The organism is Pseudomonas sp. 8 R 14 (assembly GCF_900005955.1).
GTDB classification, from domain to species: Bacteria; Pseudomonadota; Gammaproteobacteria; order Pseudomonadales; family Pseudomonadaceae; genus Aquipseudomonas; species Aquipseudomonas marginalis.
The window spans coordinates 72,193-87,328 of record NZ_CVTH01000086.1; the positions used below are offsets into that span (position 1 = coordinate 72,193).

10 protein-coding genes are annotated in these 15,136 nt (G+C 64.6%); 5 read left to right on the forward strand and 5 right to left on the reverse strand.

All coding sequences use genetic code 11. The annotated features are described in order from the left end of the window. Positions 1-330: 330 nt before the first annotated feature. From BFQ01_RS25400 to BFQ01_RS25410, 3 genes are read right to left on the reverse strand one after another with little or no spacing between them, the layout of a single operon-like run. The gene (locus BFQ01_RS25400) at positions 331-1,590 is read right to left on the reverse strand and encodes an FAD-dependent oxidoreductase (protein ID WP_065927385.1); all 1,260 of its coding nucleotides are present in this window, start codon (positions 1,588-1,590) and stop codon (positions 331-333) included. A gap of 3 nt (positions 1,591-1,593) precedes the next feature. Further along, positions 1,594-2,532, reverse strand: a complete 939-nt coding sequence (locus BFQ01_RS25405; protein WP_065927386.1) for a dihydrodipicolinate synthase family protein — start codon at positions 2,530-2,532, stop codon at positions 1,594-1,596. A 40-nt stretch (positions 2,533-2,572) separates the two neighbouring features. Next, entirely contained in the window at positions 2,573-3,499 is a 927-nt protein-coding gene (locus tag BFQ01_RS25410; RefSeq protein ID WP_065927387.1) for a 4-hydroxyproline epimerase, read from the reverse strand. 211 nt (positions 3,500-3,710) lie between these two features. On the opposite strand from BFQ01_RS25410, the gene BFQ01_RS25415 reads away from it, so the two are divergent. After that, positions 3,711-4,472 carry an AraC family transcriptional regulator gene (locus BFQ01_RS25415; protein ID WP_027606712.1) on the forward strand — a complete coding sequence of 254 codons (762 nt, stop codon included), beginning with the start codon at positions 3,711-3,713 and terminating at the stop codon, positions 4,470-4,472. 633 nt (positions 4,473-5,105) lie between these two features. Continuing rightward, positions 5,106-7,169: a maltose alpha-D-glucosyltransferase gene (treS, locus tag BFQ01_RS25420; protein ID WP_065927388.1), complete on the forward strand. Its 2,064-nt coding sequence runs from the start codon at positions 5,106-5,108 to the stop codon at positions 7,167-7,169. 47 nt (positions 7,170-7,216) lie between these two features. On the opposite strand, the gene BFQ01_RS25425 is transcribed toward treS, so the two are convergent. Together BFQ01_RS25425 and BFQ01_RS25430 are read right to left on the reverse strand one after the other, a co-directional pair. Beyond that, a complete protein-coding gene (locus tag BFQ01_RS25425; RefSeq protein ID WP_065927389.1) occupies positions 7,217-7,912 on the reverse strand; it encodes a response regulator in 696 nt (231 codons plus the stop codon). A gap of 3 nt (positions 7,913-7,915) precedes the next feature. Next, entirely contained in the window at positions 7,916-9,334 is a 1,419-nt protein-coding gene (locus BFQ01_RS25430; protein WP_065927390.1) for an ATP-binding protein, read from the reverse strand. Positions 9,335-9,448: 114 nt separating this feature from the next. Here BFQ01_RS25430 and BFQ01_RS25435 point away from each other — a divergent pair, with 114 nt between their 5' ends. The 3 genes from BFQ01_RS25435 to BFQ01_RS25445 are packed head-to-tail and all read left to right on the forward strand — an operon-like array spanning position 9,449 to position 15,116. Then, positions 9,449-10,618, forward strand: a complete 1,170-nt coding sequence (locus tag BFQ01_RS25435) for an efflux RND transporter periplasmic adaptor subunit (protein WP_065927391.1) — start codon at positions 9,449-9,451, stop codon at positions 10,616-10,618. 2 nt (positions 10,619-10,620) lie between these two features. Further along, positions 10,621-13,734: an efflux RND transporter permease subunit gene (locus tag BFQ01_RS25440; protein ID WP_065927392.1), complete on the forward strand. Its 3,114-nt coding sequence runs from the start codon at positions 10,621-10,623 to the stop codon at positions 13,732-13,734. Then, on the forward strand, positions 13,731-15,116 hold the full coding sequence (locus tag BFQ01_RS25445) for an efflux transporter outer membrane subunit (RefSeq protein WP_065927393.1): 1,386 nt from the start codon (positions 13,731-13,733) through the stop codon (positions 15,114-15,116). The genes BFQ01_RS25440 and BFQ01_RS25445 overlap by 4 nt, the downstream gene beginning before the upstream one ends. Positions 15,117-15,136: the final 20 nt, after the last annotated feature.

The window sequence follows — 15,136 nt, forward strand, 5'->3', positions numbered from 1 at the left end:
AGCCCAACGCGGGGCAAGCCCGCTCGCCACAGGTTAGGAGTAGTCCTCGATCACGTGGGGCGTGGAGGTGCAATCTCGAATGGGTTATCGGGTGAGCCTGCGCAAGCTTATTGTGGTGAGCGGGCTTGTCCCGCGTTGGGCTGCGCAGCAGCCCCAAAACCAGGCGCAGAGGAGTGTCTGCTACACCACATTTGTCTTCATCAGGGGCGCTTCGTACCCCAACGCGGGCGGTGCGACGATTCGACAAGCCCGCTCGCCACAGAGGTCCCAGTTTGCTGCGCGACAGCGCGGCGCCGAAGACGGGGTGGGGCCTCCCTCACCACAAGAACCTCAAAACCGCCCCAGTCGATACGGCCCTAGCGCCGGCAACCCCGAAAACGCAGGCGCCCCCGACGCCAATTGCCCCACCATCTCCGCCGTCACCGCCGCCTGGGTCAGCCCCAGATGCTGATGCCCGAACGCAAGCAGCACCTTCCCGTCACACACCCGATCAATAATCGGCAGCGAATCCGGCAGCGACGGTCTGAAGCCCATCCACGGGGTCGCGTCCTCTGCACTCAAATCCTCACGAAACAACCCCTGGCTCAACCGATGCAACTGCCACGCCCGCGCCATGTTCGGCGGGCGGTCGAGGCCGGCGAATTCCACGGTGCCGGCCAGGCGCAGGCCGCCTGTCATGGGTGTCATGATGAACTTGCGCTCCAGGGACGTGACGGCAAACGGCAGGCGCTGATGTTCATGGGGCAGCATCAGGTGATAGCCGCGTTCGGTATCCAGCGGGACTTTTTTGCCGGTCAGGGCGGCGGTGAGTCTGGCCGAGTGGGCGCCACAGGCGATCAGCACCTGGCGGGCGGCAAAGGTGCCTTGATCGGTGCTCACGGTGACGCCATCGCCTTCAACCCGCGCATCCAGCACCTGGTGTTGGAGGAACTGCACGCCACTGGCCTTGGCCGCCTCCACCAATTCGCAGACCAATCGGTAAGGGTCGAGGAAGTGCCCTGTTCGCGGGAAAAACAGGCCGCCCTGGATCTGGGCGCCCAATTGCGGGGCAATCCCTCGAATGGCATCCGCCGACCAGAAATCCACCGGCACGTTTTGCGCCTGCACGCGCCGTTGCAAGCCATCGATGGCCGCGCGGGAGTCTGAACGTTCGAACACCAGCAGCGAGCCATCTTCGCGCAACAGCTCCGGGCGCTGAATACTGGCCAGCAACCGTTGCCAGGCGCCAAGGCTCGCTTCATTGAGCGCGCGCAGACCCGTCACCGTGCCCTGGTAACTCGCCGGGCGCAGGTTCAGCAGCAGGCGGATGAACCAGGGCAGGGCGCGTGGCAGGTATTTCCAGTCCAGGCGCAGCGGGCCCATGGGGTCCATGAGCATGGCGGGCAAGCGCTTGAGGATCGACAGGTCGGCGATCGGGAACACTTGTTCGGTCGCCAGGTGCCCGGCGTTGCCGTAGGAGGCGCCCATGCCGGGCGCCTGCTGGTCGATCACCCGCACTTTCCGCCCCTGGCGCGCCAGCTGCAGGGCGCAGGCAACGCCAATGATGCCGGCTCCGATTACGGCGATATCCGCAGGGTCAGGGTCGTGCATCCGCTACGCCTCTCTCGACCAGTTGGCATACCACTGGCGAAACAGCGCGTACTGGGTTTCGGCGTAACGCCGCTGGGCATCGCTGAGCACATCGGTTTCGTTGAAGTGCAGGGCGTAGCCCGTGTCGCCGTTAAGCACCATCAGGTGCTTGTAATACAGCACCAGGTCACAGCCTTCATCGAAGGAAGACAGCACCGCCAGCGCCGCTTCCAGTTCCCGCGCCAGGCGCCGGGCCTTGGCATCGCCCTTGGCGGCTTGCTTGCTCAGGGCCACCAGGTGCAGCACTTCGCGGGGCAAGGCATTGCCGACGCCGGTGATTGCGCCTGTGGCGTTGCAGTTGACGAAACCGTGCACCACCTGGGTATCGACGCCGACCATCAGGGTCACGCTGTCGTCCTGGGAGGTGATGTGCTCGGCGGCATAGCGCAGGTCGGCAGCGCCACCGAACTCCTTGAAGCCGATCAGGTTCGGGTGTTCGCGACGCAGTTCGAAGAACAACTCCGCGCGGGTGGCAAAGCCGTAGTAAGGGCTGTTGTAGATCACCGCCGGCAGGTTGGGCGCGGCCTCGAGGATTGCCGAGAAATGCGCCTTTTGCGCCGTGGCGGACGCACCTCGGGACAGCACGCGCGGAATCACCATCAAGCCCTGGGCGCCGACCTTGGCCGCGTGGGCGGCGTGGGCCACCGCCTCGCGGCTGTTCACCGCGCCGGTACCGACAATGGTCGGCACGCCGGCCGCCACCAGGCGCGCCACGCCTTCCTGGCGCTCGGCTTCGGTGAGTAACGGCCAGTCGCCCATGGACCCGCAATACACCACGGCGCTCATGCCGATATCGATCAACTCGCGGCCCTTGGCGACCAGCGCGTCGAAGTCCGGCTTGCGCGCGGCGGTGCATGGGGTCATCAGCGCGGGGACGCAACCGGTGAAGATGTTGTCGCTCATTGTCCTGGCTCCTTGCAGCGTTCAATCAAAGGGGTTGGGCTCAGATGCCCCAGGCAAACGGGTCTTGCTCGTCGATCAGCAAGGTGCTGTCGGCGGTCATGTAGGCGCGGCCGGTGACGAAGGGGATGACACGTGTGCCGTCCCATTCATATCGGCCTTCGAAGCGGCTGCCGGTGATGCTGGCTTGTACCCAGGTATCACCGGGGGCGAGTTTCCCATCGGCGGCCAGGCACGCCAGCTTGGCGCTGGTGCCGGTGCCGCAGGGCGAGCGGTCGTAGGCTTTGCCAGGGCACATGACGAAGTTGCGGCTGTCGGCGTGGGCGTCGTCGGCGAACAGTTCGATATGGTCGATCAGGGCGCCGTCTGCGCCGTGGATGCCCTGGGCCTCGAGGGCCTTGAGCATCGCCCAGGTGTAGTCGGTGAGAGCATCGACGTTGCTCATCTCCAACGCCATGCCATGCTCGCAGACCAGGAAGAACCAGTTGCCGCCCCAGGCAATATCGCCCTGGACTGCGCCATGGCCCGGTACATCCACCGTCACCTGCTGGCGATAGCGATAGGCAGGCACGTTGCGCAGGGTCACGGCACCGTCGTCGTGCAAGGTCGCGGCCACCGTCCCCACCGGGGTGTCGAGGGTGTGCACGCCCGGCTGGATAAGCCCCAAGTGCTGCAGGGACGCCACCAGGCCGATGGTGCCGTGGCCGCACATGCCCAGGTAACCGGCGTTGTTGAAGAAGATCACCCCGCAGGTGGCGCCCGGGGTGACGGGCGCGCAGTACAGCGCCCCCACCAGTACGTCATTGCCACGGGGTTCCAGCAAGCAGGCGCGGCGCCATGGGTCGTGCTCCGTGCGCAGGTTTTCCAACTGGTCGGCGATGCTCGCGCCCTTGAGCGCGGGGAAGCCGGTCATGACCAGGCGCGTGGGTTCGCCGCCGGTGTGGGAGTCGATCACATGCAGTCGCTTCATAACGTGCTCCATCAATAAGAGCTGTGGGCTGCCTTCTTGTGAGTGTAGGGATAGGCATGCAGTGGCCCTATCGTGAACGCGCAGGCTGGGCGGCGATTGATGTTTTTTGCCGACATCGATGACGAAATCAGCACAGTTCGCCCTGCTCGACAGCACCCCAGGCATGGGGCAATCTGCTTGCCATCAAGGTGACAGCCGGGGAGAGACACTCATGCTTCAACGCGCGTTTGCGAGCCTTTGCCAAGGGGCCAGCCCTCCCCACAGCATCGAGCAGCTACTGGCCGGTGTGGCGCAGCTGCTGCCAATGCTCGACGTGATCCCCAATGCCGCCATCTTCATCAAGGACCTGGAGGCCCGTTACGTCCTCGCCAACCGCACCCTGGTGCAGCGCTGCGGCCTCAAGCAGCTGCAACCATTGCTGGGCAAGACCAGCGCCGACGTCTTTCCCGCACCATTGGGACCGGGCTACACCGAGCAGGACCGGCGCGTGCTGCAGCAAGGTTTTGTGCTGGAAGACCAACTTGAACTGCACCTGTACGGCAGCCGCGAACCCGGCTGGTGCCTCACCCACAAATGGCCGCTGTACAACCACGAAGGCCGCATCATCGGCCTGGCCGGGATCTCGGTCGACCTGCAATCGGCCAGCCAGACCCACCCGGCCTACCAACGCCTGGCCGCTGTGGACGAGCATATCCGCACGCACTTCAACCGCCGTGTCACCCTCGGCGAACTGACGCGCATCGCCGGGATTTCCGTGGCGCAACTGGAGCGCTACTGCAAGCGCGTGTTCCACCTGACACCCCGGCAGATGATCCAGAAAGTACGCTTGGAACACGCCCATCGGTTGCTGCACAGCGACATGCCGATTACCGAGGTCGCGCTGCAGTGCGGCTATACCGACCACAGCGCGTTCACCCGACAGTTCAAGGCATCGACGGGGTTTACGCCGAGGCAGTATCGGGAAACCTGCTGAGAGCCCGACTCGATTCCCTTGCTGTCGAGCCTTGGCGAGGCTGCGTCAGGCGCGCTGCCGACTCAAGCTCGAGCCGCGGCCGACGCAGCCTCGCCGGGGCTCGACAGCTGCTACGAAAACCAATCCACCTCACGGCCCCACCCCCGTAGCAGCTGCCGAGCGCAAGCGAGGCTGCGTCAGGCGCGCTGCCGATTCAAGTCCGAGCCGCGGCCGACGCAGCCTCGCCGGGGCTCGGCAGTTGCTACGAAAACCAATCCACCTCACGGCCTCACCCCCGTAGCAGTTGCCGAGCGCAAACGAGGCTGCGTCAGGCGCGCTGTCGACTCAAGTCCGAGCCGCGGCCGACGCAGCCTCGCCGGGGCTCGGCAGTTGCTACGAAAACCAATCCACCTCACGGCCCCACCCCCGTAGCAGCTGCCGAGCGCAAGCGAGGCTGCGTCAGGCGCGCTGCCGACTCAAGCTCGAGCCGCGGCCGACGCAGCCTCGCCAAGGCTCGACAGCTACGGATTTGTGCGGTGTTGGACAAGACGGTATCTACACCCGTTCAGGCACGCCACATTGCAATGCAACGAATGGCCCACCGAGCCCTCATATGTTCACGAGTAATGTTTAACCACGACAGGTACCAAGCTTATGACCGCGGCTGAAAACAACCATGTGAACTGGCTGGTGGAACAATCGATGCTGCACGCGGCACGCCAGCGCGCGAAGCTCTATTCGGGCCAGGGCCGGTTGTGGCAACAGCCGTATGCGCAGACCCGGCCCCGTGATGCCTCGGCCTTGTCGTCGGTGTGGTTTACCGCCTACCCGGCGTCGATTGTGACGCGCGAGGGCGGTACGGTGCTGGAGGCGTTGGGGGATGAGATGCTATGGCATGCGCTGTCGAAGATCGGCATCCAGGGCATCCATAACGGCCCGCTGAAGAAATCCGGTGGCCTGACCGGCACCCGGCACACGCCGACCATCGACGGCAATTTCGACCGCATCAGCTTCGAGATCGACCCGCAGTTGGGCACCGAGGCGCAGTTGCAGGCGTTGACGCGCATGGCGGCGGCGCACAATGCGGTGATCATCGACGACGTGATTCCGTCCCACACCGGCAAGGGCGCGGACTTTCGCCTGGCGGAGATGGCCTACGAGGATTACCCCGGCCTTTACCATATGGTGGAGATCCGCGAGGAAGACTGGCCGCTGCTGCCCGACGTGACCGAGGGTCGTGATGCGCAGAACCTCAGCCCGGCCCAGGTGGACGCCCTGCGCGACAAGCACTATATCGTCGGCCAGTTACAGCGGGTGATCTTCTTCGAGCCCGGCGTCAAGGAAACCGACTGGAGCACCACGCCGGTGGTCATCGGCGTGGATGGCAAGCCGCGTCGCTGGGTGTACCTGCATTACTTCAAGGAAGGCCAGCCGTCGCTGAACTGGCTCGACCCGACCTTCGCCGCGCAGCAGATGATCATCGGCGACGCCTTGCACGCCATCGACGTGATGGGCGCGAAGATCCTGCGCCTGGACGCCAATGGTTTCCTCGGCGTGGAACGCACCCTCGATGGCACGGCCTGGTCCGAGAGCCATCCGCTGTCGATCACCGGCAACCAACTGCTGGGCGGGGCGATTCGCAAGGCCGGTGGTTTCAGCTTCCAGGAGTTGAACCTCACGGTGGATGACATTGCGTCGATGTCCCATGGCGGCGCCGACCTGTCCTATGACTTCATCACCCGGCCGGCGTACCAGCACGCGCTGTTGATGGGCGATGCCGAATTCCTGCGCCTGATGCTGCGCGAAATGCACCGCCAGGGCATCGACCCCGGCTCGCTGATCCATGCCTTACAGAACCACGATGAGCTGACCCTGGAGCTGGTGCACTTCTGGACCCTGCATGCCCACGACACCTTCCTTTACCAGGGGCAGACATTCCCCGGCAATATCCTGCGCGAGCACATCCGCGAGCAGATGTACGAACGCCTGGCCGGCGAGCATGCGCCGTATAACCTCAAGTTCGTGACCAATGGCGTGTCCTGCACCACCGCCAGCATCATCACGGCCGCGCTGGGCATTCGCGACCTGGAGGCGATCAGTGCTGCCGACATTCAACAGATTCGCCAGATCCATTTACTGCTGGTGATGTACAACGCCATGCAGCCCGGGGTGTTCGCCTTGTCCGGCTGGGACCTGGTAGGCGCGCTGCCGTTGGCCGCCGAGGAAGTCGCGCACTTGATGCAGGATGGCGATACCCGCTGGATTCATCGGGGCGCGTACGACCTGGTCGACCTGAACCCGGACGCAGAATTGTCGGCCGGCCAGATGCCGCGCTCGAAAAGCCTCTACGGCAGCCTCAACAGCCAGTTGCAGGACCCGGACTCGTTCGCCTCGCAACTGCAAAAGATCCTCGCCGTGCGCCGCGCCTACGACATCGCCGCCAGCCGCCAGATACTGGTGCCCGACGTGCAGAACCCCGGCCTGTTGATCATGGTCCACGAATTGCCGGCCGGCAGAGGCACGCAAATCACCGCGCTGAACTTCGGCGCCACGCCGATCACCGAAACCCTGAACCTGCCGGATATCGCGGCGGGGATGGTGGTGGACATCATCAACGAACGGGTGGAGGGCGACCTGACGGCGGAGGGCGAGTTCACCATTACCCTGGATGCGTACGAGGGGTTGGCGCTGCGGGTTATCAGCAGCACGCCGATGTAACCTCAATCTTCCAAGCACCGAAGAACCCAATGTGGGAAGGGGTGTTGTCAGGCCTGTGGCTGCTTTTCAGCCAACTGAAACCGATACCCCACCCCATACAACGACTCAATCGGCGTTTCCCCCGGGCATACCTGTTCCAGCTTGCGCCGCAGGTTGCGGATATGGCTGTCCACCGTGCGGTCGGTGACCACGCGGTGGTCGGAGTAGAGGTGATCCAGCAACTGGTCGCGGGAAAACACGCGGCCGGCGGCGCGGGCGAAGGTGTTGAGCAGGCGCAGTTCCAGGGGCGTGAGGTCCAGCGCGATGCCGTCCAGCGAGGCCTGGTAGCGGGCTTCGTCGATCAGCAGGCGCGGCGCGCCGGTGCCGAGCAGCTGCGGGCTGCGGCGCAGGATGGCCTTGACCCGGGCCACCACTTCACGGGGGCTGAAGGGTTTGCAGATGTAGTCGTCGGCGCCCACTTCCAGGCCGAGCAGGCGGTCCACTTCTTCGACACGGGCGGTGATCATGATGATCGGCACCGCGCTGAAACCACGCAGGTCCTGGCACAGCTGCATGCCGTCACGGCCGGGCAGCATCAGGTCGAGCAGGATCAACCTGGGCTCGTGGGCGCGCACGGCGGGCACCACGTGCAGGCCATTGTCCAGGCACCGGGTGGTATAGCCGGCGGCCTCCAGGAAGTCGCGCATCAGGACGGCGAGCTTGGGTTCGTCTTCGACGATCAGGATCGGCGGTTCATCGTGCATGGTTCACAGGCTCCGGGGCAGGCGCAGGGTCAGCCACAGGCCGCCGTAGGGCGAGTGGTCGGCAACCAGGCTGCCATCGTGGGCGTTGGCGATGCTGCGGCAGATTGCCAGGCCCAGGCCGGCGCCGCCATGCTCGCGGTTGCGCGATGACTCGCCACGGTAGAACCGCTCGAACAAGCGTGGCAACTGGCTTGCGGACACGCCCGGCCCGGAGTCGAGAAAGTCGATACGCACCGTGTCGCGGTCGCCCCCCACACTGATGCGCAACCTGCCATTGACGTCGGTGTAGCGCAGCGAATTTTCCAGCAGGTTGGAAAACAATTGCTGCAGCCGACTGGCATCCGCCAGCAGCTCCACGGGCTCGCGCGGCAGCTTCAGGTCGAGCTGCAACTGGCGGGCGGTGAAACGCTCCCGGTAGATCGCCAGGCTGTTTTCGAGCACGTCGTTCAGCAGGCATGGGGCCTTGCGGTAGGTCAGGGCGCCCACGTCCGCCAGCGACAGTTCATACAGGTCATCCACCAGCTTGCTGAGCATGCTGACTTCGCCTTGCAGCGACTTCATTGAGCTTTGATCCAGGCTGCGCACACCGTCCTCGATCGCCTCCAGCTCGCCCCGCAGCACCGACAGCGGTGTGCGCAGTTCGTGGGAGACATCAGCCATGAACTCCCGGCGCATTTTTTCGTTGCGCTCCAGGGTATAGGCCAACTGGTTGAAGTCGCGGGCCAGTTGGCCGACTTCGTCGTGGGAGGCCACGGCCACGCGGCTGCTGTAGTCGCCGCTGGCCAGGCGGTGGGTGGCGGCGGCCACGCGCTTGACCGGCTCCAGCAGCGTGCGGGCGATCCACCAGGCAATCAGCATCGCCAGCAGCAACGAGAACACGCCCATCACCAGGCTGGTGCGCAGCTGGTATTGCTGGAAGCGTTCGCCACCGGCCTCGGTCACGCTCTGGAACGGGGTCACGGCCAGCCAGCCCACGGTTTCGCCCGCGACCACAATGGGGCTCACCAGCGCATCCTCACCAATCGCGGTGTAGCCGGTGACGCGCTTGCGGTCCTTGTCGAGCAGGGCGATGCGAAACAGCGCACCCGTCAAGTCCGAGGCCAGCGGTGTACGCAGGTCATGGGTGACCCGTTCTTCGTCGGGGTCTGGGCGCATGATGTCGAACCAGCGATCCGGGCGGTTGCGCATGAACGCCCAATTGCCTTCGCGCGCATAAGCACTGGCCAGGCGCGGCACCACCGTGGCCATGCGCTCCAGCGCCTGTTCATTGATATAGCCAAGAAACCCGCGGCCAAAACTCCAGCCGGTGGCCAGGCCCATGCTGAGGATGACCAGCAGCACACCGGCCGATACGGCGACAAACAGTTTGGTGGAGATACTCAACTTCATGAACAAGGGCCGTAAAAGAGTGGACCCGCCCATTTAGGGCTCCATGGAGGAAAGATTCAACCCAGGCGGGCAATCTTCAATTTTCCTGCACATTTGCCGAGCAGCATGACGGTAAGGCTTGCACCACCCCGTCTTGCAGAGGCAACTATGTCGACCAAACTTTTCGCCAAATACCTGGTAACCGCCGCGGTTCTCCTGTCGTTCGTCATTCTGGTGCTGCTTGGCGGCTGCTCGGCCGGCGACCCTGCGCCGGCAGTCGCCACCCCCGTGGTCTCGGTGATCACTGTGCAGCCCAAGCGCCAGGTCATGACCACTGAGCTGGCCGGGCGCACCCAGGCGTTTATGGTCGCCGAGATTCGCCCGCAGGTCGGCGGTATCGTGCAGCAGCGCCTGTTTGTCGAAGGCGCCGAGGTCAAGGCCGGGCAGGCGCTGTACCAACTGGATGCGGCACCCTACAAGGCGGCATTGGCTGAGGCCCAGGCGAGCCTGGCCAAGGCGCGCGCCACCTTGAAGTCGGCACAGACCACCGCCGCGCGTAACGCCCGGTTGGTGAAGATCGACGCCATCAGCCAGCAAACCAACGAAGATTCCCAGGCCACCCTGCTGACCGCCGCCGCTGACGTCCAGGTGGCCCAGGCCGACCTCGACACTGCCCGCATCAACCTGGCCTACACCCGCATCAGCTCGCCGGTGGCCGGGCGTATCGAGACGTCCACGGTCACCCCCGGCGCACTGGTGGTGGCCAACCAGGACACCGCACTCACTACCGTGCAGCAACTCGACCCGATCTATGTGGATGTGACCCAGTCCACCACTGAATTGCTCGCCCTTAAGCGCGACCTGGCCCGTGGCGTGTTGCAGGCCAACGGCGACGGCGAGGCCCGCATCAGCCTCAAACTGGATGACGGCAGCACTTACAACCACGACGGCCGCCTCAAGTTCAGCGGGGTCAGCGTCAACCAGGGCACCGGCACCGTGACCTTGCGTGCGGTGTTCGACAACCCCGAGCATGTGCTGCTGCCCGGCATGTACGTGCGTGGCGTGTTGGAGCAGGCCCGGGATGACCAGGCGATCCTGATCCCGCAAAAAGCCGTAAGCCGCAGCGCCAGCGGCGTGACCTCGGTGTTGCTGGTGGTTGACGGCAAGGTCGAGCAACGCGTGCTCAGCGTTGACCGCGCCGTGGGTAACCAGTGGTGGGTGACGGCGGGTTTGCAGGCCGGTGACCAGGTGATCGTCGAAGGTGGCCAGAAAGTCCGCATCGGCGCCGTGGTCCAGACCCAGGCCGCCGATGCCGGCGCCCTGGCGCAGGAGGGTTGAACATGGCGCGTTTCTTTATCGATCGACCGATTTTCGCCTGGGTCATCGCCATCGTGATCATGCTCGGCGGTGCGTTATCCATCAGCCAGTTGCCGCTGGAGCAGTACCCGGACATCGCGCCGCCCACCGTGCGTATTTCCGCCACCTACACCGGCGCGTCGGCCAAGACCGTCGAAGACTCGGTGACCCAGGTCATCGAGCAACAGATGAAAGGCCTGGACAACCTGACCTATATGTCGGCCTCCAGCAGTTCGGCGGGCAGCGCCAGTATCAGCCTGACCTTTGGCGCCGGCACCGACCCCGATGTGGCGCAGATGCAGGTGCAGAACAAGCTGCAACAGGCCGAGTCGCGCTTGCCGCAGTCGGTGCAGAGCGAAGGCCTGACCGTGACCAAGGGCGGCTCGGACTTCCTGATGATTGCCGCCCTGGCCTCGGATAATCCCAGCGTCACCGGCACCCAGATCGGTGACTACATCTCCAGCACCTTGCTCGACTCCATCAGCCGTATCGACGGCGTGGGCGACGTGCAGACCCTCGGTTCGGGCTACGCCATGCGCATCTGGCTGGACCCGGCGCTGCTGGAAAAATACGCGTTGATGCCGTCGGATGTGAGCACTGCGCTGGAGGCGCAGAACACCGAGGTCTCAGCCGGCCAACTCGGCGCATTGCCGGCGGTTAAGGGCCAGCAACTCAATGCCACCATCAGCGCGCGCAGCAAACTGCAGACGGCCGAGGAGTTCCGCAATGTGGTGGTCAAGTCTGGCAGCGACGGCGCGGTCGTGCTGCTCGGCGACGTGGCGACCGTGGAGTTGGGCAGCGAGAGCTATGACATCAACTCGGCCCTCAACGGCAAGCCGGCTGCCGCCATGGGGGTGCAACTGGCGGCGGGCGCCAATGCGCTGGAGGTGGGCGAGGCAGTCAAGGCCAAGCTCAAGGAACTGGCGCCGTTTTACCCCACCGAAATGCAATTGAAGAACGTGATCGCCTACGACACCACGCCCTTTGTGAGCCTGTCCATCGAGGAAGTGGTCAAGTCCCTGGGCGAGGCCATCGTGCTGGTGGTGCTGATCATGTTCCTGTTCCTGCAAAACCTGCGGGCCACGCTGATCCCGGCGATCACTGTGCCGGTGGTGTTGCTGGGCACGTTTGGCGTGTTGGCGTTGTTCGGTTACTCGATCAATACCCTGACCATGTTTGCCATGGTTTTGGCCATTGGCTTGCTGGTCGACGATGCGATTGTGGTGGTGGAAAACGTCGAACGGGTGATGGCCGAGCAGGGCTTGTCGGCCCTGGCGGCCACGCGTCAATCGATGAATGAAATCACCAGTGCACTGGTCGGCATCGCCCTGGTGCTGAGCGCGGTGTTTATTCCCATGGCGTTTTTTGGCGGTTCCACCGGGATCATCTATCGGCAGTTTTCGGTGACCATCGTCTCGGCCATGGTGCTGTCGGTGGTGGTGGCGATGACCCTCACGCCGGCACTGTGCGCCACGCTGCTCAAGCCGGGGCACGCGGTTCAACGGGGCTTCTTCGGTTGGTTCAACCGTTCCTTCGAACGCTGTTCCAGCGCCTATGAAGCGTTGGTCGGCGCTGTCCTGCAACGCTCATGGCGCAGCCTGGTGGTGTATGTGCTGATCGCCGCAGCCATGGCGGCGGGTTATGCCAGCTTGCCTACTTCGTTTTTGCCGGATGAGGACCAGGGCATTCTCATGGCGCAAATCCAGCTGCCGGTGGGCGCTACCGACAGCCGCACCCAGGCGGTGTTGCAGCAGTTCGAGGCGTACATGCTCAAGCAGCCGGAAGTCGAGGCGATGATCAGCATCAGCGGCCTGGGCATGGGCGGCAACAGCCAGAACACCGCACGGGCGTTTATTCGCTTGAAGGACTGGAGTGAGCGCTCGGACGATGCCGCCACGATTGCCCAACGTGCCACCTTGGCCCTGGCAAGCATTGGCGATGCCGATGTATTCGTGATGCAACCGCCCGCCGTGCGTGGCCTGGGCCAGAGCTCGGGGTTTGATTTGCAGCTCAAGGACCTCGCCGGTCTTGGCCACGACGCATTGGTGGCGGCGCGCGAGCAGTTCATCGCGCTGGCCAGGCAAGACCCGCGCCTGCTGGGCGTGCGCAGCAATGGCCTGGACGATGCACCGCAACTCAAAATCAGCATCGATGACCGCAAGGCCGGGGCCCTGAGCCTGAGCACCAGCGACATCAACAGCACCTTGTCCACGGCGCTGGGCGGCACCTATGTGAATGACTTCCTCAACCAGGGCCGCGTGAAGAAGGTCTACGTGCAGGGTGAAGCCAGCACGCGGATGCAAGCGGCCGATCTGGACCACTGGTTCGTGCGCAACAGCAACGATGAAATGGTGCCGTTTTCGTCATTTGCCAGCAGTGCCTGGAGCTATGGCTCGCCGTTGCTGGAGCGCTACAACGGTACATCCTCGCTGGAAGTGGTCGGCGACCCGGCGCCCGGTGTGAGCTCCGGCGCGGCGATGGACGCGGTGGAGGCGATTGCCCGGCAACTGCCCGATGGCATCGGCTACGAGTGGACCGGCCAGTCGTACCAGTTGCGTCTTTCCGGGTCCCAGGCGCCGTTGCTGTATGCGGTGTCCATCCTGTTTGTGTTCCTGTGCCTGGCCGCGCTGTACGAGAGCTGGTCGGTGCCGTTCTCGGTGATCCTGGTAGTGCCCCTGGGTATCGTCGGCGCGGTGTGGGCCACACGCTTTACGGGATTGAGCAATGACGTGTACTTCCAGGTCGGCCTGCTGACCACCGTAGGGCTGGCAGCGAAGAACGCGATCCTGATCGTCGAGTTTGCCAAGCACCTGCAGGAGCAAGGCAACAGCCTGCGCGAGGCGACGCTGATCGCCGTGCGCCAGCGTCTGCGGCCGATCCTGATGACGTCCCTGGCCTTCATGTTCGGCGTGCTGCCCCTGGCCGTGAGCAGTGGCGCAGGTTCCGCCGGGCGCCGGGCCATCGGCACCGGTGTGCTGGGCGGCATGTTCAGCGCCACGGTGCTGGGGATCTTCTTTGTACCGCTGTTTTTTGTGTTGATTCGCCGCCGCTTTGGCCGAGCCGGCACGACGCCCATTGTCGAAAAAGGTGACGCATGACCCGCTTTCTCTTCCCGTTAGTGGCCGCAGTGGTCTTGAGTGGCTGCATCAACCTGGCGCCACACTACCAGCAACCCGAGGCACCGGTGCCTGGCGAATGGCAAGCGGATGTGCAGGGTGAGGTGCCGGCCGACATCCAGTGGCAGCAGTTCTTTACCGACCGCCGCCTGGTACACCTGCAAACCCTGGCCCTGGCCAATAACCGCGACCTGCGCCTGGCCAGCCTGAATATCGAGAAGGCCCAGGCGCAATACCGCATCCAGCGCGCAGCGGCGTTCCCGACCCTCGACGCCAGCGTCAACGGTACCCACAGCCGCACGCCGGGCTCGCTGTCCAGCAGCGGCACGGCCGTGACCAGCCACGACTACAGCGCGCAATTGGGCCTGAGCAGCTATGAGGTCGACGTGTTCGGCCGCGTGCAGAACCTGCAGGACGAAGCGCTGGAAGACTACCTGGCGCTGACCGAAACCCGGCGCAGCACGCAAATCAGCCTGGTGGCCGAAGTGGCCACCGCCTGGCTGACCCTGGCCGCCGACAACGAGCACCTGCAACTGGCCGAAGAGACCCTGGCCAGCCAGCAATCCACCTACGAACTGACCCAGCGCAGCCACACCCTGGGTGGCTCCACGGCGTTGGCCGTGGCCCAGGCGCAAACCACCGTCGAATCGGCGCGGGTCGATGTGGCCGAGTATCAGAGCCAGATCCTCCAGGACCGCAACGCCCTGCGCCTGCTGGTCGGCAGCGACATCCCCGACGCCTTGCTGCCCGACGCCCACCTGCGATCGGCAGCGGCGTTGGTGCAAGTGCCGGCCGAGCTGCCGTCGAGCCTGTTGCAGCGGCGCCCCGACGTACTGGCGGCGGAGCACAGCCTCAAGTCCGCGAACATCGACATTGGCGCGGCCCGCGCGGCGTTTTTCCCCAGCATCAGCCTCACCGCGAACGCGGGCTCCGCCAGTGCGTCATTGTCCAGCCTGTTCAAGGCCGGCAGCGGCGCGTGGACCTTCGCCCCGAGCATCAGCCTGCCGATCTTCGATGCCGGCAGCAACCGCGCGACCCTGGATGCGGCCAAGGTCGAGAAAGAGATCCAGGTGCAGACCTACCAGCAAACCCTGCAAACCGCATTCAAGGAAGTCGCCGACGCCCTGGCCGTGCGCAGCACCCTGGACCAGCGCCTCACCGCCCAGCAAGCGCTGACCGAGGCGAGCCAGAAGAGCTACGACCTGTCCGACGCGCTCTACCGCGCCGGCTCGCAAAGCTACCTCGAAGCCCTGGATTCCCAACGCTCGCTGTACAGCGCCCAACAGGACCTGATCACCCTGCGCCTGGCGGAGCAGAGTAATCGGGTGAGTTTGTATAAGGTGATGGGGGGCGGGTGGCAGTAGCGGTGAAAACGGGGAGCCCA

Coding starts and splice junctions, on each gene's coding strand:
- BFQ01_RS25415 (WP_027606712.1), top strand. CDS start 3,711: ATGCTTCAACGCGCGTTTGCGAGCCTTTGCCAAGGGGCCAGCCCTCCC.
- BFQ01_RS25430 (WP_065927390.1), bottom strand. CDS start 9,334: ATGGGCGGGTCCACTCTTTTACGGCCCTTGTTCATGAAGTTGAGTATC.
- BFQ01_RS25435 (WP_065927391.1), top strand. CDS start 9,449: ATGTCGACCAAACTTTTCGCCAAATACCTGGTAACCGCCGCGGTTCTC.
- BFQ01_RS25410 (WP_065927387.1), bottom strand. CDS start 3,499: ATGAAGCGACTGCATGTGATCGACTCCCACACCGGCGGCGAACCCACG.
- BFQ01_RS25400 (WP_065927385.1), bottom strand. CDS start 1,590: ATGCACGACCCTGACCCTGCGGATATCGCCGTAATCGGAGCCGGCATC.
- BFQ01_RS25440 (WP_065927392.1), top strand. CDS start 10,621: ATGGCGCGTTTCTTTATCGATCGACCGATTTTCGCCTGGGTCATCGCC.
- BFQ01_RS25405 (WP_065927386.1), bottom strand. CDS start 2,532: ATGAGCGACAACATCTTCACCGGTTGCGTCCCCGCGCTGATGACCCCA.
- BFQ01_RS25425 (WP_065927389.1), bottom strand. CDS start 7,912: ATGCACGATGAACCGCCGATCCTGATCGTCGAAGACGAACCCAAGCTC.
- treS (WP_065927388.1), top strand. CDS start 5,106: ATGACCGCGGCTGAAAACAACCATGTGAACTGGCTGGTGGAACAATCG.
- BFQ01_RS25445 (WP_065927393.1), top strand. CDS start 13,731: ATGACCCGCTTTCTCTTCCCGTTAGTGGCCGCAGTGGTCTTGAGTGGC.